At 69.3% G+C, this 18,026-nt stretch carries 16 protein-coding genes; 7 read left to right on the top strand and 9 right to left on the bottom strand.

The window, feature by feature from the left end; translation table 11 throughout:
* The first annotated feature begins 4 nt into the window (after window positions 1-4).
* The 3 genes from SB816_RS26765 (at window position 5) to SB816_RS26755 (ending at window position 3,014) form a co-directional block, all read left to right on the top strand.
* Window positions 5-919, top strand: a complete 915-nt coding sequence (locus SB816_RS26765; RefSeq protein ID WP_054503584.1) for a LysR family transcriptional regulator — start codon at window positions 5-7, stop codon at window positions 917-919.
* Between the two features lie 161 nt (window positions 920-1,080).
* Window positions 1,081-2,070 carry a tripartite tricarboxylate transporter substrate binding protein gene (locus SB816_RS26760; protein ID WP_336236059.1) on the top strand — a complete coding sequence of 330 codons (990 nt, stop codon included), beginning with the start codon at window positions 1,081-1,083 and terminating at the stop codon, window positions 2,068-2,070.
* A gap of 2 nt (window positions 2,071-2,072) precedes the next feature.
* A complete protein-coding gene (locus SB816_RS26755; RefSeq protein ID WP_064524946.1) occupies window positions 2,073-3,014 on the top strand; it encodes a succinylglutamate desuccinylase/aspartoacylase family protein in 942 nt (313 codons plus the stop codon).
* A gap of 99 nt (window positions 3,015-3,113) precedes the next feature.
* Here the strand turns inward: SB816_RS26755 and SB816_RS26750 are convergent, their stop codons facing one another.
* The 3 genes from SB816_RS26750 to SB816_RS26740 are packed head-to-tail and all read right to left on the bottom strand — an operon-like array spanning window position 3,114 to window position 6,170.
* A complete protein-coding gene (locus tag SB816_RS26750; protein ID WP_054503581.1) occupies window positions 3,114-3,635 on the bottom strand; it encodes a lipocalin family protein in 522 nt (173 codons plus the stop codon).
* Window positions 3,636-3,672: 37 nt separating this feature from the next.
* The gene (gene gshA, locus SB816_RS26745; RefSeq protein ID WP_175167206.1) at window positions 3,673-5,244 is read right to left on the bottom strand and encodes a glutamate--cysteine ligase; all 1,572 of its coding nucleotides are present in this window, start codon (window positions 5,242-5,244) and stop codon (window positions 3,673-3,675) included.
* Between the two features lie 32 nt (window positions 5,245-5,276).
* Window positions 5,277-6,170 carry an alpha/beta hydrolase gene (locus SB816_RS26740; protein WP_410547770.1) on the bottom strand — a complete coding sequence of 298 codons (894 nt, stop codon included), beginning with the start codon at window positions 6,168-6,170 and terminating at the stop codon, window positions 5,277-5,279.
* A gap of 61 nt (window positions 6,171-6,231) precedes the next feature.
* On the opposite strand from SB816_RS26740, the gene SB816_RS26735 reads away from it, so the two are divergent.
* On the top strand, window positions 6,232-6,771 hold the full coding sequence (locus tag SB816_RS26735; protein ID WP_054503578.1) for a hypothetical protein: 540 nt from the start codon (window positions 6,232-6,234) through the stop codon (window positions 6,769-6,771).
* 4 nt (window positions 6,772-6,775) lie between these two features.
* Here the strand turns inward: SB816_RS26735 and SB816_RS26730 are convergent, their stop codons facing one another.
* Window positions 6,776-7,012 carry a helix-turn-helix domain-containing protein gene (locus SB816_RS26730; RefSeq protein ID WP_054503577.1) on the bottom strand — a complete coding sequence of 79 codons (237 nt, stop codon included), beginning with the start codon at window positions 7,010-7,012 and terminating at the stop codon, window positions 6,776-6,778.
* 117 nt (window positions 7,013-7,129) lie between these two features.
* Here SB816_RS26730 and SB816_RS26725 point away from each other — a divergent pair, with 117 nt between their 5' ends.
* The 3 genes from SB816_RS26725 to SB816_RS26715 all read left to right on the top strand — a co-directional run bounded on the left by SB816_RS26725 (window position 7,130) and on the right by SB816_RS26715 (window position 12,848).
* On the top strand, window positions 7,130-8,032 hold the full coding sequence (locus SB816_RS26725; RefSeq protein WP_410547769.1) for an AEC family transporter: 903 nt from the start codon (window positions 7,130-7,132) through the stop codon (window positions 8,030-8,032).
* 416 nt (window positions 8,033-8,448) lie between these two features.
* Window positions 8,449-9,912, top strand: a complete 1,464-nt coding sequence (locus tag SB816_RS26720) for a hypothetical protein (protein ID WP_156330788.1) — start codon at window positions 8,449-8,451, stop codon at window positions 9,910-9,912.
* A complete protein-coding gene (locus SB816_RS26715) occupies window positions 9,909-12,848 on the top strand; it encodes a putative Ig domain-containing protein (protein ID WP_410547768.1) in 2,940 nt (979 codons plus the stop codon). Before SB816_RS26720 ends, SB816_RS26715 begins: the two co-directional genes overlap by 4 nt.
* Before the next feature lie 66 nt (window positions 12,849-12,914).
* Here SB816_RS26715 and SB816_RS26710 read toward each other — a convergent pair whose 3' ends face one another.
* From SB816_RS26710 to SB816_RS26690, 5 genes are all read right to left on the bottom strand, one after another.
* Complete coding sequence (locus SB816_RS26710) at window positions 12,915-13,526, bottom strand: hypothetical protein (RefSeq protein ID WP_410547767.1); 612 nt, start codon at window positions 13,524-13,526, stop codon at window positions 12,915-12,917.
* An 86-nt stretch (window positions 13,527-13,612) separates the two neighbouring features.
* Window positions 13,613-14,620 carry an Ldh family oxidoreductase gene (locus tag SB816_RS26705; RefSeq protein WP_144656801.1) on the bottom strand — a complete coding sequence of 336 codons (1,008 nt, stop codon included), beginning with the start codon at window positions 14,618-14,620 and terminating at the stop codon, window positions 13,613-13,615.
* 30 nt (window positions 14,621-14,650) lie between these two features.
* Entirely contained in the window at window positions 14,651-15,586 is a 936-nt protein-coding gene (locus SB816_RS26700; protein WP_410547766.1) for a hydroxyacid dehydrogenase, read from the bottom strand.
* 13 nt (window positions 15,587-15,599) lie between these two features.
* Window positions 15,600-16,613: a Bug family tripartite tricarboxylate transporter substrate binding protein gene (locus SB816_RS26695; RefSeq protein WP_054503570.1), complete on the bottom strand. Its 1,014-nt coding sequence runs from the start codon at window positions 16,611-16,613 to the stop codon at window positions 15,600-15,602.
* A gap of 217 nt (window positions 16,614-16,830) precedes the next feature.
* Complete coding sequence (locus SB816_RS26690; protein WP_006386837.1) at window positions 16,831-18,006, bottom strand: UxaA family hydrolase; 1,176 nt, start codon at window positions 18,004-18,006, stop codon at window positions 16,831-16,833.
* Between the last annotated feature and the right edge of the window lie 20 nt (window positions 18,007-18,026).

The raw sequence follows: 18,026 nt of genomic DNA, 5'->3' as shown, positions 1-18,026 counted from the left end.
CGCCATGGCCGACCTGAAACTGCTCGAAGACCTGATTGCGCTGGCGCAGAGCGGCAGCTTCGTGCGCGCCGCCGAGGCGCGGCACGTCACGCATCCGGCCTTCGGGCGCCGGATCCGCGCGCTGGAGGCCTGGGCCGGCGCGCCGCTGGTGGAGCGCCAGCGCGTGCCGGTGACGCTGACCGCCGAGGGCGAGGCGCTGCTCAAGACCGCCACCCAGGTGGTCGAGCAGATGGGCCTGGTGCGCCATCGCATCCGCAGTTCCGGCGCGGGCGGCGAGGCGGTGCTGCGCATCGCCACCGGCCGCAGCCTGTCGCGTACCGTGGTGGGCGACTGGATCGCGCGGCTGCGCCATCGCGCGCCCAAGGTGCTGACCGAAGGCACGCAACTGGAGATTTCCACCGGCAAGATGGAAGACATGGCGATGCGTCTGGAGCAGGGCAAGGTCGACCTGCTGTGCTGCTACGAGCATCCAGCCCTGTCCATGCAGCTCAACCCGGTGCGCTATCGCTACATGACGCTGGGCACCGACAAGCTGGTGCCGGTCAGCCAGGCCGATGGCCGCGGCCGCGCCCGCTATGTGCTGAGCGAGGGCGGTCAGCCGGCGCCGCTGATTACCTACGCCGGCGGCCTGTCGATGGAGCGCATCCTGGGCGACAGGCTCGAATCCACGCCCTATGCGCTGACGCCGTTCGTGCGCATCGATTCGCTCGATGCCGCGCATGGCGCGGCGCTCAAGGGATTGGGCGTGGCCTGGCTGCCCTGGTCGATGGTGGCGGCCGACTGTCGCCGCGGCGTCCTGGTGTCGCTGGGCGGCCGCAGCGACGAGATCGCCTTCGAGGTGCGGCTGTACCGCTCGCGGGCGCGCCTGGCCGACCTCGCCGAGGCGGCTTGGGAAGCCACCGCCAATCGCAAGGCCTGAAGCGGCGCGTCATTGCTCGCAGGGGCAGGCCGGCGGCAATCTGAATTAGCACGGAAATGTGCCGACTTGGCACATCATGCCGCCGGCCCACGCGCAGAATGTCTCCCGAAACTCGAACGAGACGGCGCCGCCGTCCACCTCAGCACCCCAGGGAGAAATTCATGAAATTCGTTCCGCACGCCTTGCGCGGCGCGTCGGTCACGCTCTGTGCCGCCGTTTCGTTGATCGCCTCGCCGGCCATCGCCGCCGGTTACCCCGACCACCCGGTCTCGTTGATCGTCGGCTATCCGGCAGGCGGCAGCGTCGACCTGACCGCGCGTCTGTTCGGCGAGGAGCTGGCCAAGCGCATCGGCCAGAGCGTGGTGGTCGAGAACGCCGGCGGGGCCGGCGGCACCATCGGCGCGCAGCGCGTGGCCCGCGCCACGCCGGACGGCTACACGCTGTTGCTGGGCTCGACCAATGAAATGGTGGTCGCCCGCATGATCAACAGCGCCGTCAAGTACGACGGCGCCAAGGACTTCACCGCCCTGGGCGTGATCGCCACGCAGCCCATGATGCTGGCGGCCAGCAAGAATTCCGGCGTGAAGACCGCCGCCGAATACCTGCAGAAGCTGCGCGCCGCCGCGCCGGGCAGCTTCAACTACGGCTCGTCCGGCGTCGGCACCACGCTGCACCTGGCCGGCGAGATGATCAACCAGGAAACCAATACGCGCGCTGAACATGTTCCTTACCGGGGCGTGTCGCCGCTGGTGACCGACCTGATGAGCGGCCAACTGGATTTCGGCGTGCTGGTGCTGTCCTCGGGCCTGCCGCAAGTGCGTGCCGACAAGATCGTGGCGCTGGGCGTGACGCAGCCCAAGCGTTCGGCGGTGGCGCCTGACATTCCGGCGCTGGCCGAGACCCCGGGGTTCGAGGCGGTCGACCTCAGCATCACGTTCTCGCTGTACGGCCCGGCCGGCCTGCCCGAGCCGGTGGCCGCCAAGCTGCGCGAGGCCCTGGCCGATACGCTCAAGTCGGAACAATTCCGCGCCAAGATGCTGGAGGCCGGCGGCGTGCTGGCGCAGCCGGATCTGGATCCGGTGGCCTCGCAGGCCGCCGAGGCGCGCAAATACGGGGCGCTGGTCAAGGCGGCCAAGATCGAGGCGCAGTAATCATGGATTTCACGCTGCCCGTTCCCGATCTCGCCGCCGAGCGGCTGGGCAATACCGATACGCCGGGCGTCTGGCACTTCGACTCGGGCCTGCCCGGCCGCGCGCTGATGCTGTCCGCGCTGGTGCACGGCAACGAGCTGTGCGGCGCCTGGGCGCTGAAGGACCTGCTGGCCGCGGGCCTGCGGCCGCGCCGCGGCCGCCTGACGCTGGCGTTCTGCAACCTGCCAGCCTTCGACCGTTTCGATCTGGCGCGCCATGACGCCTCGCGTTTCGTCGACGAGGACATGAACCGGGTCTGGAGCGCCGAGCGCCTGGACAACCCCACGACCCGCGACCGCCAGCGAGCGGCGCAATTGCAGCCGTGGGTCGAGCGCGCCGATTGGCTGCTGGACCTGCATTCCATGCACGAGCCGGGCGCGCCGCTCTTGTTGACGGGCGTCCTGCCGCGCAATATCGCGCTGGCGCGGCGCCTGAAGGCGCCGCGGCACGTCATCGTGGACGCCGGCCACAAGGACGGCGTGCGCATGCGCGACTTCGCGCAGTTCGGGGATCCGGCGCGCGGCGACGCCTGCGCGCTGTTGATCGAATGCGGCTTTCACGGCGATCCGGCGGCCCGCGACGTGGCGCGCGACATGGTGGCGCGCATGCTGGTCGCGGCGGATGTGGTGGATGCCGCCGACATCCCGGCCGGCTGGCGGCAGCCCGACGCCGCGCAGCGGGTGCTGGAAGTGACCGACGCGGTGGTGGCGCCGTCGATGGACGTGAGCTTCGCGCAGCCCTGGCAGGGCCTGGAGACGCTGGAAAAGGCGGGATCGGTGATCGGCTGGGCCGACGGCCGGGCGATCGTTTCGCCTTATGACCGCTGCACGCTGGTGATGCCGTCGCTGCGTCAGCTCAAGCCGGGCGTGACGGTGGTGCGATTGGCGCGCGACTACGCGGGCTGACCACGCGAGCGGTGGGCGCGGTCTGAACGCCGCGCGTATCGCGCGGTCGCGGACCGCGTGGCCGGGCCCTGGCCGTATCGCCGCCGGGCCGGCCGCGCACTACTTCTGCGGCGTGTAGCGCAATTCGTCGAGCTGGTAGCCCTGCGCGGTGGCGGCGGCCAGTGCGCGATCCAGGTCTTCCTTGGGCAGTTGCGGCGAGCGCGACAGGATCCACAGGTATTTGCGGTCGGGCGTGCCGACCACTGCCCAGCGGTAGTCCGGGTCCAGCCCGATGACCCAATAGTCGCCCTTGAACGGCTTGAAGAACGAGACTTCGAGCTTGGCGTTGTTACTGCCTTCGACCACCGTGGCGGTGCCCGTGGCCGAGTCGATGTCGCCGTCCTTGGTGCGGCAGCGGTTGTTGACTCCCACGGTGCCGTCCGGATGCAGCGTGTATTCCGCGGTGGTGTCGCCCACGCAGTTGCGCTGGAAGAACATCGGGAAGTTGGCGATCTCGTACCACATGCCGGCATAGCGCTTCAGGTCGACCGACTCCACGGTCTGCATGGGCGGCGGCGCGGCGTGGGCGATTCCGGCCGCGCTGGCGGCGACGGCCAACAGTAATGTTGCAATGCGGCGCATGGGAAAGCCTCCTGATCCAAAACCCTAACGATACGCCTTATTTGCGCGGCGCCTTGAGCGCGGCGTGATAGCGCGCCACGTAGGTGTCGAAATCGACGTCGTCGGCTTGCTCGATGCGCCGCTGTTCGGCGCTGGAGTCGAGCGCGGCCTGGCGGTATTCGGCCGCCACGTCCGCCGGCAGCGGCTGGGCGCGCAGCGCCTGCGCATGCGCGCGGCTCTGGCGCAGCGAATAGTCGTGGAACGATTCGCCGCTGTCGGTCAGCGCGGCCAGCAGGCGCGCGGACGGCGTGGCGTCGGGCTGGCCCAGCTTGGCGCGCTGCGCGGCCAGGCTGTCGGCATAGGCGCTGCCGCCCAGGGCCGAGTCGTACAGGGCCGCGTACGGCGCGATCTGGTCCAGCAGTTCCTGGCCCCATTGCGCCAGGCCGATGGCCTTGCCGTCGCGGTCCAGTTGCAGGCCGGGCTTGCGGCCTTCCTTGACCACGGTGGCGAAGTTGTCGGCGCTGCGCTGACAGTAGCCGTTGGCGGGGAAGAACGGGCTGTCGGAGGCGGCGCAGAACAGCAGGAAGGCATCCACGAAGCGGCTGGTGTCGGCGTCGATGCCCACCGGCGATTCGGGGTTGATGTCCAGGCAGCGCACTTCCACGTACTGCACGCCGCGTTCGGCCAGCGCGGTGATGGGGCGCTCGCAGCGGCCGGTGGCGCGCTTGGGGCGGATGCTGGAGTAGTACTCGTTTTCGATCTGCAGCACATTGGTGTTGAGCTGGATCCATTCGCCGTTGCGATGCGTGCCGAGCTTCTGGTAGTCGGGCCAGGGCTGGGTGACCGCGTCGTACAGGCGGCCCAGGAAGGTATCGAGATCGTTGTAGCAGAGCTTGAGCTGCGACTGCGCCTTGTTCTGGTAGCCCAGGTCGCTCATGCGCAGGCTGGTGGCGTAGGGCAGGTACAGGGTGTGGTCGCCCAGGCGCTGCAGGCCGTGTTCGCCATCGCGCAGGAAATCACGCGCCAGCGCCGGCGCCGCGCCGAACAGGTACATCAGCAGCCAGGAGTAGCGCGTGAAATTGCGGATCAGGCCGATGTAGCCGCGCGAGCGACGGTCCTGGTCGGTGCCGGGCTGCGTGTCCAGCACGGACCACAGCGTTTCGGGCAGCGAGAAGTTGTAGTGGACGCCGGCGATGCATTGCATGGTCTTGCCGTAGCGCTCGGCCAGGCCGCGGCGGTAGACGTGCTTGAGCATGCCGGTGTTGGACGTGCCATACCAGGCGATGGGAATGTCGGCCTCGGCCGGCAGGGTGGCCGGCATCGACTGGTTCCAGATCAGCTCGTGGTCGAGCACGCTGTAGACGTGACGATGCGTGGCGGTCAGCTCGGCCAGCAGGGCGTCGACGTTGTCGTGGGTGCCGGTGATCAGTTCGAGCAGCGATTCCGAATAGTCGGTGGTGACGTGTTCGTTGGTCAGCGCGGAACCGAGCCCGGCCGGGTGCGGCGTGCGGGCCAGGATGCCTTGCTCGTCGACGCGCAGGCCTTCTTTCTCGATGCCCCTCAGGGTCTGGGTCAGGAGCGAGCGGTTGGCCTCCAGGCGGGAGAGGCGTTGGGCGGCGGTATCAGTCACGGAATCTTCTCGATGGGGTCTGTCGCCGGATTTTACGGGGTGCTGGCCTCCTCTGCCGAGGGAGCCAGTACTGGGGACAGGGACAATTGCGCGGCGGTGCGCGCCAGCCACTCGTCCAGGTCGGCGTAGACCGGGTCGGCAATAGGGGCGGTTTCGTTGAAAATCTCGTGCCAGGCGGTGTCGTACCAGCGCAATGTCAGCAATTCGGCGGGCGCGCGCTGGGCGAACTGGCGGCTGCCCTCGGCCGCCACGATGGAGTCGTCGCCGGCCACCATCAGCAGGGTGCGGCAGGCCAGCAGGTGGGCTTCCCGCAGGGAATCGCGGCCGCCGTCATCGACGAAGCGGGCCAGCCGGCCGGTCATGCTGCGCCGCACCAGCGGATCGGACCGGTAGGCCTTGACCACCGCCCGGTCGTGCGAAATCCGGGCGGGCGCCAGGCCGTGGGGCACGCGCAGGTCGGGCGCGTGCAGGGACATCCAGGTCAGGGTGCGGCGCACCCACAGCGGCACGTTGACCACGAACGGCGGCGAACTGAGCACCAGGGCGTCGATCGGCGCCAGCCGCTGCAGCGCGATCCGGACCGCCACCAGGGCGCCCAGGCTGTGGCCCAGGAGGATCGGCGGGCGACCGTGGGCGGCGGTCCAGTCGGCCAGGCGTGCGACGGCGTCGGTCACCAGGTCCTCCTGGCGCGCCAGCGTGGCGGGCCGGCCGCCGGAGCGGCCATGGCCGCGATGGTCATGGGCGCCCACGGTCCAGCCGCGGGCGGCCAGCCAGCGCGCCAGCCGGTCATAGCGCCCGGCATGCTCGCTCAGGCCATGCAGCAGGTAGATGCCGGGCGTGCCCGCGCCGATCACGGGCGAGGGCACATTCGGGGCGGCGGACCACTCGTAATTGGCCAGGGGCGTGCCGTCGGGCGCTGGGGTCATCGAAATCGGCGACAATTTGGGGCTGTCCTCGAAATGAAAAGACCGTGGGGTCTTTACGGTAATGACGATTTCATCGCTGTTTCGTTTCATGTTCAAGAAAGCCGGGCCGATTGTTGTGTTGGCCCTGCTGGTCAGCGCCTGCTCGCCCCGTTACAACTGGCGCGAAGTGGACGTGGCGGACGGCCGGGTGCGGGCGGCGTTCCCGAACCGGGTGCAGACCGAGACCCGCCAGTTGCGGCTGGACACTCATACGCTGTCATTCACGCTGGCCACGGCCACCGTTGGCGAGGCGGTGTTCGCGATCGGATCGGCGCCCCTGCCGCCGGAGATCGCGGCGGATCCCGTGGCCAGGCAGGCGCTGGGCATGGCCCTGATGCGTTCGCTGTACGTCAACATGCAGGCGCCGCCGCCCACCGAGTGGCCGCCCTACGGGCAGGACATCGACGTGCAGGGCAAGGCCATGGGCAAGCCCGGCTGGCTGCGGGCGCGGGTGTGGGTGACCGACACCATGCTGATCGAGGCGGTGGCGGCGGGCACCGAGGCCAGCCTGCCGCAGGAGCGGGCGCGTGAATTCCTGAGGTCGGTCGTGGTCAAGCCGTGACGGCTCACACCAATCCCCGCCGGATCGCCGCCGCCACCGCGGCGCGGCGGCCGCGCACCTGCAGCTTGCGGCAGGCGTTGCGCAAATGGAAATTGACGGTGCTTTCGCTGATGTCCAGGATGCGGGCGGTTTCCCAACTGGTCTTGCCGGCGGCGCTCCAGAGCAGCGAAGCCGATTCGCGCGGCGACAGCCGGACGCTGAGCGGTGCAAGCGGGGCGACGAGAATGGGGTCGGCGGACATGGCGGCGGGGACGCGGGTTCCTGGCAAAAGACAACCCATGTTCCGGCTGGCCATCGGCCGTGGACAAGCGATGATGCCATTGCGTATCGCCCTTTGAATCTCTGACGGAATAAACGGATGCTGGCCATCGCGCAGTTCTATTTGTCGGCCATCGTGCTGATGTTGCCGCTCCTGTCGTGCGTCGGCATCGGCGTCTTCTGGGGCAAGCGCGACCTGCCGTTCGGCGGCGCTTTCATCACCACGCTGGTCACGTCCGTCACCACGCCGGCGCTGGTGTTCCACACCTTCGTCACGACCCACCTGGACGACCGCGCGCTGGCCGACGTGGCGGCCGCCACGCTGCTGGCGCTGCTGCTGTGCGCGCTGGTTTGCTCCCTGCTCCTCAAGCTGGGCCGCCTGCCGGTGCGCACCCTGTTGCCGACGGCGTTCCTGCCCAATGCCGGCAACCTGGGCCTGCCGATCTCGCAACTGGCGTTCGGCGATGCCGGCCTGTCGGTGGCGGTGGCGTTCTTCGCCGTCAATTCCTTCGTCATGCACACCATCGCGGTGCGGCTGCTGCCTGGCGTCAACACCAAGGGCAGTTGGAAAAGTCCGATCCTGCTGGCCTCGGTGGTGGCTGTCGCCATGCGCATGCTGCACATCCCGGTGCCGGCCTGGCTGATCGAGACCGCCCGCATGCTGGGCGCGGTGACGGTGCCGCTGATGCTGCTGAGCCTGGGCCACGCGCTGGCGCTGATCCCCGCCAACGGCGTGCGCGACGGCGCCAAGGTGGCGGCGATGCGGCTGGTGACCGGGTTGGGCGCGGGCCTGGCGATCGTGTGGATCCTCGATCTGGAGCCGGTGCTGGCCGGCGCGCTGACGCTGCAGATGGCCATGCCGTGCGCGGTGGTCAGCTACATGTACGCCAAGCGCTACACGGACATGGGCGACACCGCCGCCGGCGCGGTGCTGGTGTCCACTGTGGTGTTCCTGCTGTTGGCGCCGCTGATGCTCTGGTTCAGCCGCGCCGCCGGAATGTGACCCCTGGTGTCATTTTCCGGCGCTGATTTTCGCCCTTTGACGATTGCGCATTCTGGCCGTCCGATTCTAGAGGGCGCGCGCTTCTTTCGCCGCAGGCATTCGGATATTTTGCTAGTCCAATTGACCGTGATGGTCGATTCACTCAATTAATTTTGTGTGTCGGCCGCGCGGTCATTTCGCCCCTTCCAGATACCTAGAATCAACGCATTCCTCGTGATTCAGGTTCCGGCGACATCGCCACGGCCGATGTTGGAAATATCAAGATGCCTCAGTCCGTTTCCTTGCGGAAGCCCATCGCCCCTCGGGCGCCCCATCCCAATACGGAATCGTCTCCTCGCAAGATCTCCGTCGACTGTGGCGGGCTTCGGTCCCGCCACTACGTGCGGGTCCTCTTGGCGTTGGCCGCGGCCTTCGCCTTGACCACGCCTGCCGCGGCGGGCGGGTTGCCCGACCTGCCGGCGCCGCAAGCCGGCGACAAGCGCGAACTCGAACGGGCCTTCGCGTCGTTCCTGCAGGAATCCGCGCGGGCCGAGCAGGCGCGGCGCGATGCCCGGGGCAATCCCATGATGGCCGCGGCGACCGGCACGCGCATGGGCGCGTCGAATCCAAACCTGACCGTGCCCGTGGGCGACGGCACCGTGTCGCTGGGGCGGGATTCCTTCGCGCTGTCCACGCCCGATTCGCGGTTCCGGGTCGGCGGCGGCGCCATGGACAACGCGCCGATCGGCCGCATCGAATACGCCCGGCTCATCACCGATCGTTTCGCCCTCGGTGCGAGCATGCAGCTCGGTGAATACCAGCGCGAACTGATTGGCCGCGGCATTTTCGTCGACGCCAGCAAGCAATACGAATTCGACGCCGCGGTGTCGCTGATGAAAGGCCGGCCGTCGTTCGATTTCGATTCCGGCAGCGCGCGCGTGCCGGTCACGCAACTGGCGGGCGTGCTGTCGGCGCGCCGCCTGTTCACGCCCGAGTCTGGCCTTGGCCTGCATGCGTTGGGCGCGTCCGCTTGGGGCGCGCGGGCGCACAGCCGGAACGACCTGTCGAGCCGCACGGTGCTCGAGGACTACGCCAACTACACCCGCGTGCTCTACGACCCGCGCCGCATCTCCACCGGCCGGCTGTACGGCGCCAGCGTGGACCTGCAATACGCGCCGTCCTCCTCGCTGGTGCTCAGCTCGTCGCTCGGCCTGGAACACGAACGCTACCCGATGGGCGACGGCTCGGTCGAGAGCCGCCATCGTCCCTATCTTTCCGGCGGCGTGAAGTTCGCTCTCTACAAGGACTACCTGTTCGACATGCGCGTATCCACCGGCGTGTCGCGCGATCTGATCGCCAGCTTGTCGGGCGACAAGGCGCGCCTGTCGTTCGGCATGTCGCGCGGCCGCGATGGCGCGCTCAACAGCAAGACGGTCATGGTTTACGTCGACCTGATGAAACTGATTTCGCCGTCACGCCATACGGCCGACGATACCTCGCTGGCGCTGCGCGAGTCGATGCAGCAATACACCGGCGCCCGTTTGCTCGACAAGGCCATCACGCGTCCGGACCGCATTCCACAGACCTTCCTGGCCAAGGTCGACCGTACCGGGGTGCGGGAAGTCTTCGTCGAAAAGGCCGGCTTGCCGCCCGGCGCCGAGGTCAGCGCCGATGGCCAACGACTCACCATCGCCGTCGGCAGCGGCGCGCTGGTCCTGGCGTCGGTGCAGAAGAACGGCGCCGACATCGGCATTTCGCCGCAGTTTTCGGTGGCGCCCGAGCAGCTCGTGGTGGACCTGCCCAGGCTGCCGGTTCCCACGGCAACGGATGAATACCTGGTGCGCGTTACCGACGCCACCACGTCCGCCTACAACGTCAAGATCACGGTGGGCCGGAAATGACAAGCCGCAAGAAGATCGTCCAATTTCTCAAGACGCCGTTCTACCTGGCGCTCTACACCCTGACGGGGGCCTGCCTGGTCCTCGCCCTGGCCTGGGTCGACCTCGCCGTCGCGCAGTCGCGGTTGAGCGTGATCAGCGTGGTCGTGCAAAAGGTCTCCGTCACGCCGCGGCTGGGCTTCGCGCAGGCGTCCGTCACGCTGACGGTCGGGGATGCCGTCGGCAACCCGGCACTCAGCGACCAGCCGGCCAGCAAAGGCGCCATCACCTATCGTTCGAGCGACGACGCCATCGCGCGCGTTGCCGCCGATGGCACGGTCACCGCGGTGGCGGCGGGCTCCGCCACCATCTCCGCCACGCAGGCGGCCGACCTGCCCGGGTTCGAGGCAGGCGCCGGCAGCTATCAGGTGACGGTGGCCGGGCCGCTGTCGGCCAGCGCCAATTTCACGTCGCGAAGCTGGCTGGTCGGCGTAGCGGTCGGCGCCGATGTGGTTCCGGTGAGCGGCGGCGGAGGTATTGGCAAGTTGCACTACGCCGTCACTCCCGCCTTGCCCGCGGGGTTGGAATTTTCCGTGGAAACCGGCGCCGTGACGGGTAGCGCCCTCGTCCCGTCGCCACTGACCGACTATACGGTGACAGTGACCGACAGCGGCACGCCGCCGGGGGCCGCCACGGCCCGGTTCAGCCTGGCGATCGGGGCAGCCTTGCTCTCCACCGTCAATCGTGCCACCTGGGTGGCGCAGGCGGGTGATCCGCTCAATGACACGCCGGTGTCGGCCGTGGGGGGAATCGGTACGCTCGGGTATGCGGTCGCCCCGGCGCTGCCGGCCGGATTGACAATGGATGCGTCGACCGGCGCCATCACGGGATCCGCCGCGATGGCATCGCCCCGGACCGAGTACACCGTGACGGTCACTGACGGGGCCTCGCCCTCGCATGAGGTCAGCGCCAATTTCACGCTGGAGATCAGGGGCTTGCTGACAGCGGTCGCCACTCCCTCGGGGACGACGGACGCCGTCGTCGGCCGCGAGCTCAGCTATCAGCCGGTGACCGCCGCGGGCGGCGTGGGAGCGCTTCATTATTCCGTTTCCCCCGCATTGCCGGCAGGGCTGGCGCTGGACGAGGCGACTGGCATGCTGACGGGGTCCGCCGTCGCGGTAGCGCCTCTGACTACGTACGCGGTCACGGTCACCGATAGCGATTCGCCGGCGCATACGGTCACGGCCTCTTTCATGATGGAGGTTGGTGAGACGATCTCGGTGACGAGCCGGGTCGATGCGATCTCCGTGACGGCGGGGGACCCCGTGACGGTCGCGGCTCCCGTCGAGGCCTCCGGGGGTGTCGGCGCGCGCCATTTCGAGATTTCACCTGCCTTGCCGGCAGGCTTGGCCCTGGATGCAAGCGACGGCGGCATCTCGGGTTCCGCCGTGGGCGAGTCTGCCGAGACCGTCTACACCGTCACTGTCAGCGACAGCGTTGGGCAGAGGGCCAGCTCGGCCTTCTCGCTCCGGGTTTTTCCGATCCTCCAGACCAATGTACCCAACGCCGGCGAAGTACATCGGGTACATGACACGGTTTCCTATACGCCGGCCCTCACCTGGGGCGGCGTGCCTCCGTATCGCTACAGCGTGACGCCGGCACTGCCGGCGGGCCTGGCCCTGAACGCGGGAACCGGCGCGATCACCGGGGTCACGACCACGCCGTCTTTGCTCGCCACATATACCTACACCGTGACGGACAGCGCCATGCCGGAGCATTCGGCGAAGGGCACCTTTTCCCTGCTGGTCGTACCGGCGCTGACGGCGGCCACGGTGAAGCCGGCCGTTTCCATCATGGTCGACGCCGAAATCGTCGACGAGGCCCCGGTCAATGCCGTGGGCGGCCTGGGCCTGCTCCACTTCAGCGTGCAGCCCCCTTTGCCGGACGGGCTGCAAATGGAGGAGCGGAACGGCAAGATCAAGAATGTCCCCGGAACGCCGATCGCGGTGTCGCCTGCCACGGAATACACGGTCACGGTGACCGACAGCGCCGATCCCTTGCAGACCGTCACCGCCACCTTCACGCTCGCGGTGCATGGCAACCTGGCGGCCGCGCTCAACCAGCCGTACACCACGCAGGCCTTGAACGAACCGCTGACGGCCTATGCGCCCGTGACGGCGTCGGGCGGCGTCGGGCCGCTATCGTACGACGTGGCGCCGCCCCTGCCGGATGGCTTGACGATGGATCGCGCGACCGGCGTCATTTCGGGCACCCCGACGGTCGAGCAGTTGGACACCAACATTGCGCGCTACACCGTCACTATCAGCGATACCGCCTCGCCGGCGCACACGGTGCAGGAGCGCTTCGGCCTGCTGGCGTTCGAGCGGCCCACCGCGAACGTGCGGGTGCCTGTCAAGGCTTACATGATTGGCGACGCCGTCAGCTATAGCCCTGTGCAGGGAGGGGGCGCGGGCGGACGGAAGCTTGAGTACCGCATGCTCCATGGCGGCTTGCCGGCCGGCTTGACGATGGATTCCACGACCGGCGAGATAACCGGTACGGCGCTCGAAGTGTCGCCCTCCAATACCTTTGCCGTCGCGATCTCGGACCCCTTGGTGGAGGCGGTGCCGACCTCGGCCTTCTTCAACCTGGAGATCGCGCCGGCGCTGGCCGTGCAACTCACCTCGGACGCCCTGGCTGGACCTGCCGTGGGAGAGCCCGACGTGACGCTCGATTCTTTCGTGACGGTATCTGGCGGGGTCGGCGATGTCGCCATGACGGCAGCATTGGGCGTTGCCGACCTGCTGGAATTCACGAAAGCCGGAACGGACAGCCGCGCTCCGCGGAACCTGCGGGTCCGACCCGGCGCTGCGCCGGGCATGTCGTCGGCGATAAAAGTGACCGTGACCGATGCGGCCGGGCATGCGGTGAACAAGAGTTTCACGGTCACCTGGCCTTGAGCGGTTGACTCCGTAGAGGTAGGGCCATTCGCCCCGGGAGTTCGGCCGGCGGCCGGGTGCGGCAGGCTACAGCAGGCCGTCGCGCAGTTGTTCCCGGATACGGAGCCACCAACCGCCGCGGGCCAGGGCGGTGGCGTCACAGTCGCGCCAGGCCTGCTCGAGCCGGCGCAGCGCGGCAGGGCGGTCAAGGGCCGGCGTGGCGGGTGCTCGTGAGGCGGGCGGGCTCGCGCGCCGGCCCTGGCCCTGGCGCAACGCGTCGAGTCGGGCCTGCATCTCGGCCTGGGTGTACACGCGGGGCCCCGCATCGTCACGGCTGGCCGCGCGTTGGAAGCGTTGGAACGCGGCCAGGAAATGCAGGAAATGCGTGATGCGGCTGTTGATGAGGATCGGTGGCCCGTCCGCGCCTGCCGTCACCACGCGGCCATCCGCCGCGATTCCTATCCACAGCGCGTCGGCCCACGGTTCGCGCGCGATCAAGAGGACGGCGGCGTTGCCGCCGGCGTGCATGCGGGGCGGCACGAACTCCAGCAGGGGGATGGCGGGCTCGGGCCGCAACGGCAGGCCGTGGTCGGCGAGCCAGGCGCGGCTGGAGGGATCGAGGCCCGCTGTCGCCAGCGTGGCCGCGTCCAGGTGGGTGGCGCCGCCGGCATATAGGCCGGCCAGATCGTCATCGGTCATAGCGAAGGGCGAGCAGGTCGAAGTGCGTCGGGTCGGCAGTGGGCGGGGCCCGTCCGGCCGCCGGGCAAGCCACCGCCGGGGAATATTCAGGCCACGCCCGACATGGCGCGCAACTGTGCCATCAGCGCTTCGGGGATTTCCACGCCATGCTTGAGCGCCTCGTCGCGCAGCTTGCGGCGGCGGTCGCCGGGCAGGCGCACGCCGTCGTCTTCCAGCATGGCTGCCACCAGCGTCTCGACGCGTTCGAGGTAGGCCTCGTTGCCCGCCAGCGCGCCCGGGTCGATGGCCATGAAGGCCTGCCCAAGCCGCGCGGGGCCGCCCGCGTCGACGAAGAACGACTCGGTCTCGAAACCGAAGTGCGAGCCGGTCAGGGCGCAGGCCAGCAGCTCGATGATCAGCGCCAGCATCGCGCCCTTGACGCCGCCGGCGGGCAGCATGCTGCCCGCCAGGCCGGCCTTGGGATCGGTGGTGGGCTGGCCGTCGGCGTCCAGCGCCCAGCCCAGCGGGATCGGCTGGTTGTCGCGCGCGGCGATCATGAGCTTGCCGCGCGCCACCTGCGACAAGGACAGGTCGATGACGATGCGGCCGCCGCCGCGACGCGGAAAGACGGCGGCGATGGGGTTGGTGCCAAATAGCGGACGCTTTCCGCCCCAGGCCGGCATGGCGGCGGGCGAGTTGCTCAGCGCCAGCGCCACCAGGCCGGCATCGGCCAGCGCTTCCAGGTGATAGCCGGCCTCGCCGAAATGGTGGCTGTTGGCCACGCCGATGAAGGCCACGCCGTGTTCGCGCGCGCGGCGGCCGGCTTCGGCCACCGCCAGCGCGCATGCCGGGAACGCCAGGCCCGAGCCGGCGTCGATCAGCGCCGCGCCGCCGCGCTCGTGCACGATGCGCGGCACGGCGTTGCCGATGGCGCGGCCGGTGCGCAGGTGGCCGGCGTAGAACGGCACGCGCGACAGGCCGTGGGAACTGAGCCCCTGGCTTTCGGCGAAGACCAGCGCGCGGGCGGTGCTGTCGGCCATGGCCGGGTTGGCGCCCGCGGCGGCCAGGCTGGCCGCGGCCAGGTGTTGAAGTTCGTCCAGATAGATGTGAGCCATATCCTTCCTGTCAGCGAGGCGCGCCGCGTTTCATTGGGCGCCGCCGGTAAGCGCTATTGTCACACCGGCGGCCACCATGTCGGAAACGCGGGTGTTGGCTTCCTGCGTCAAGCCGGCAATATGCGGGGTCAGGATCAGCTTGGGCGCTCCGGCCAGCGGGCCGCCGGCCGGCAGCGGCTCCTGTTCGAACACGTCCAGGGCCGCGCCGCCCAGGCGGCCGCCGCGCAAGGCCGCCGCCAGCGCGGCCTCGTCGACGATGCCGCCGCGCGACGTGTTGATCAGCACCGCGCCCGGCCGCATGCGAGCGATGCGGGCCGCGTCCAGCAGATGGCGGGTGCCTGCGGTCAGGGGCACGTGCAGGGTGACGGCGTCGGCCTGGGCCAGCAGGTCGTCCAGTTCCAGCCGCGTGGCGCAGGTTTCGGCCCAGGCGGGATGGGTCGCCGGCAGGGCGGCGTCGCAGGCGACGACGCGCATGCCCAGGCCGGCCGCCAGCCGCGCGGTCAACTGGCCGATGCCGCCGAAACCCACCACGCCCAGGGTGCGCCCGTGCGCCTCCAGCCCCTGCGACAGGGCGGCGCGGGGCCATTGGCCGTCGGCCACGGCGGCGCTGGCGCCGTAGGCGCCGCGCAGCAGCGCCAGCAACGTGCCGATGACGTACTCGGCCACCGCGCGCGCGTTGGCGCCGGTGGCCGGCACCACCTGGATGCCGCGCGCCGCGCAGCCGGGCAGGTCGATGTTGTCCAGCCCCACGCCCAGCCGGCCGACTGCCCGCAGCCGCGGCGCGGCCGCCAACAAGGCCGCGTCCACCTGGCTGCGGTTGCGCACGATGAGGGCGTCGGCCTGGCCGGCGGCGCGCAGCAGGGCGTCGCGCTGGTCCACCAGGTCGGGGGCGTAGCGCACGTCGAAGCGCTGGCGCAGCGCGTCGACCGCGGGCGCGTCCATGAATTCCGAGATAAGCACGTGCATGGCGGCTCCGGCGTCAGGCGATCTGGATGTTGGCGTCGCGGATGATCCTGGCCCAGCGGTCGACCTCGGACCGCAGGTAGCTGCCGAACTCGGCCGGTCCGCGCGGCTGCGGCACGAATCCCAACTGCAGCAGCGCCTGCTGCATCGCGGGCTGCGACACCTGCTTGACGATGGCTTCGCCGATGCGCTGCACCAGCTCCGGCGGCGTGCTGGCCGGCGCCATCACGCCGGTGAAGTTCTCCACGATCAAGTCCGGCAGTCCGGCCTGCGCCACCGTGGGCACGTCGGGCAGGTCGGCGCTGCGCGCGCGGGTGGTGATGGCCAGGGCGCGCAGCGAGCCGTTCTTCACATGCGCGAGCGATTCGGGGTAATTGGAAAACACCACGTCCAGGTGGCCGCCGATGAGGTCGGTCAGCGACGGCGCGCCGCCCTTGTAGGGCACGTGCATCAGCGGCGCGCCGGTCAGCTTCTGGTACAGCGCCAGCGTCAGGTGCGGCGGCGTGCCATTGCCGCTGGAGCCGGCGGCCAGCGGCTTGGCGGCAGCCGCGCGGGCCAGGTCGTCCATGGTTTTGATCGGGCTCTTGGCGTTGACCACCACCATGATGGGCGACGAAGCCAGGCCGGCCACCGGCGCCAGGTCGCGGGTCAGGTCGTAGCCGGCCTTGCCGGCGAACAGCGTGGCGTTGGCGGCGTGCGACAGGGTGATGGCCAGCCAGGTGTAGCCGTCGGGCGCGGCGTGCGAGACGTGGGCAGCGCCAATGTTGGCGCTGCCGCCCGGGCGGTTCTCGACCACGATGTTCCAGCGTTCGGCATCGTTCAGCGCCTTGCCGACCTGGCGCGCTGCCACGTCGGTCAGGCCTCCCGGGGGAAACGGCACGACGTAATTGATGGGCCGTTCCGGCCAGGCGCCTTTCTGCGCCAGGGCCTGGCGCCAAGGGGCCAGCGCACAGAGGCCGGCCGCGCCCAGGGCGGCCAGCGCGCGGCGGCGCTGCGCGTCGTCGATCGGGGGGTGTTGCTCGCGATTCATCTGTCTTCCTCCTTGGGGGTGGCGCCCGGGTAGGAATGCTTACGCCTGTGCTGCCGTGGCGGCTTGCGCCCGGGTCTGCATGCTTTTGTGCGTGTGCTGCGAGGGAACTGCGGCACGGCGCGGGCGCCGTGTGCTGCCGCGGCGCGCACGGTCGGCGCGCGCCGCGATGAAACCGCTGCGGCAGGCGCGCATTGCGGAGCGCGCCGCGCCGGCGCCGTCAGGCGCTTTCGAAGATACGGGTCAGGACGAACTCGCGGTGTCCCAGGGCCTCGGCCGCGGTCCAGCGGCCGTTGGCGGTGGCCAGCATGCATTCGAGCAGCTTGTCGCCGGCCTGGTTCAGGTCGATCTCGCGCTGCAGCAGGCCGCTGGTGTCGACGTCGATGTGTTCCGACATGGTCCGCACCGTGCGCGGATTGGCGCAGATCTTGATGACCGGCAGGATCGGGTTGCCGATGACGTTGCCCTGGCCGGTGGGGAAGAAGTGCACGGCGTAGCCCGAGGCCGCGCACAGCGTCACCATCTCTGCCGCGGCCGAGGACGAGTCCATGAACCACAGGCCCGGGCCGTCGGGAATCTCGGCCTTGTCGATCACGCCGTCGACCCGGCACTGCTTGCCGATCTTCTGGATGTTGCCCAGCGCCTTTTCCTCGATGGTGGTCAGGCCGCCGGCGATGTTGCCCTTGGTCGGCTGCGATTCGGACAGGTCGCTGGTCTTCCAGCGGTCGATCATGGCCTGGTAGCGGTCGAACATGAACATGAAGCGTTCGCGCACGGCGTCGTTGGCGCAGCGCTCGGCCACGATATGCTCGCCGCCGGTCAGCTCCGAGGTTTCGCCGAACACCAGCGTCGAGCCCAGCGCGTAGAGTTTGTCGAAGGCGTTGCCCACGGTGGGGTTGGCGCCACAGCCCGAGGTGGTGTCGGACTCGCCGCACTTGGTCGAGACCCAAAGGTCCGAAATCGGACACGTGCTGCGGGTCAGGGCGGTGGCGTAGTGCACGAATTCCTTGGCGCAGCGCGAGGCGCGCATGATGGTGTCGTGGTCGCCGTGCAGTTCGATGCTGAAGCCCATGACCGGCTTGCCGGTGGCGGCAATGCCATCGACCACGCGCTTGGTCCAGCCTTCCTCGATGCCGATCACCACCACCGCCGCGACGTTGGGGTTGCAGCCGGTGCCGATGAGGGTGCGGAAGTGCAGTTCCAGGTCTTCGCCGAATTGCAGGCGGCCGTAGGGGTGGGGCAGGGCCAGCGTGCCCTTGATGTTGTTGGCGACGGCCTCGGCCGCGGCGTTGGAGATGTCGTCCACGGGCAGCACGATGACGTGGTTGCGCACGCCGACCCGGCCGTTGTCGCGGCGGTAGCCCTGGAAGGTGGTCTGAGCATTGATGACGGACATGATGGTTTCCTGTGTGGGCG

It is taken from the genome of Achromobacter sp. SIMBA_011 (assembly GCF_046535435.1).
GTDB classification, from domain to species: Bacteria; Pseudomonadota; Gammaproteobacteria; order Burkholderiales; family Burkholderiaceae_B; genus Achromobacter; species Achromobacter dolens.
The sequence above is the reverse complement of the archived record's forward strand: the minus strand, read 5'-3'. Positions and strand labels throughout refer to the sequence as shown.

Excerpts from the sequence above, each read along its gene's own strand:
- SB816_RS26765 (WP_054503584.1), top strand. The coding sequence starts at position 5 with ATGGCCGACCTGAAACTGCTCGAAGACCTGATTGCGCTGGCGCAGAGC.
- SB816_RS26760 (WP_336236059.1), top strand. The coding sequence starts at position 1,081 with ATGAAATTCGTTCCGCACGCCTTGCGCGGCGCGTCGGTCACGCTCTGT.
- SB816_RS26755 (WP_064524946.1), top strand. The coding sequence starts at position 2,073 with ATGGATTTCACGCTGCCCGTTCCCGATCTCGCCGCCGAGCGGCTGGGC.
- SB816_RS26750 (WP_054503581.1), bottom strand. The coding sequence starts at position 3,635 with ATGCGCCGCATTGCAACATTACTGTTGGCCGTCGCCGCCAGCGCGGCC.
- SB816_RS26740 (WP_410547770.1), bottom strand. The coding sequence starts at position 6,170 with ATGACCCCAGCGCCCGACGGCACGCCCCTGGCCAATTACGAGTGGTCC.
- SB816_RS26735 (WP_054503578.1), top strand. The coding sequence starts at position 6,232 with ATGACGATTTCATCGCTGTTTCGTTTCATGTTCAAGAAAGCCGGGCCG.
- SB816_RS26730 (WP_054503577.1), bottom strand. The coding sequence starts at position 7,012 with ATGTCCGCCGACCCCATTCTCGTCGCCCCGCTTGCACCGCTCAGCGTC.
- SB816_RS26725 (WP_410547769.1), top strand. The coding sequence starts at position 7,130 with ATGCTGGCCATCGCGCAGTTCTATTTGTCGGCCATCGTGCTGATGTTG.
- SB816_RS26715 (WP_410547768.1), top strand. The coding sequence starts at position 9,909 with ATGACAAGCCGCAAGAAGATCGTCCAATTTCTCAAGACGCCGTTCTAC.
- SB816_RS26710 (WP_410547767.1), bottom strand. The coding sequence starts at position 13,526 with ATGACCGATGACGATCTGGCCGGCCTATATGCCGGCGGCGCCACCCAC.
- SB816_RS26705 (WP_144656801.1), bottom strand. The coding sequence starts at position 14,620 with ATGGCTCACATCTATCTGGACGAACTTCAACACCTGGCCGCGGCCAGC.
- SB816_RS26700 (WP_410547766.1), bottom strand. The coding sequence starts at position 15,586 with ATGCACGTGCTTATCTCGGAATTCATGGACGCGCCCGCGGTCGACGCG.
- SB816_RS26695 (WP_054503570.1), bottom strand. The coding sequence starts at position 16,613 with ATGAATCGCGAGCAACACCCCCCGATCGACGACGCGCAGCGCCGCCGC.
- SB816_RS26690 (WP_006386837.1), bottom strand. The coding sequence starts at position 18,006 with ATGTCCGTCATCAATGCTCAGACCACCTTCCAGGGCTACCGCCGCGAC.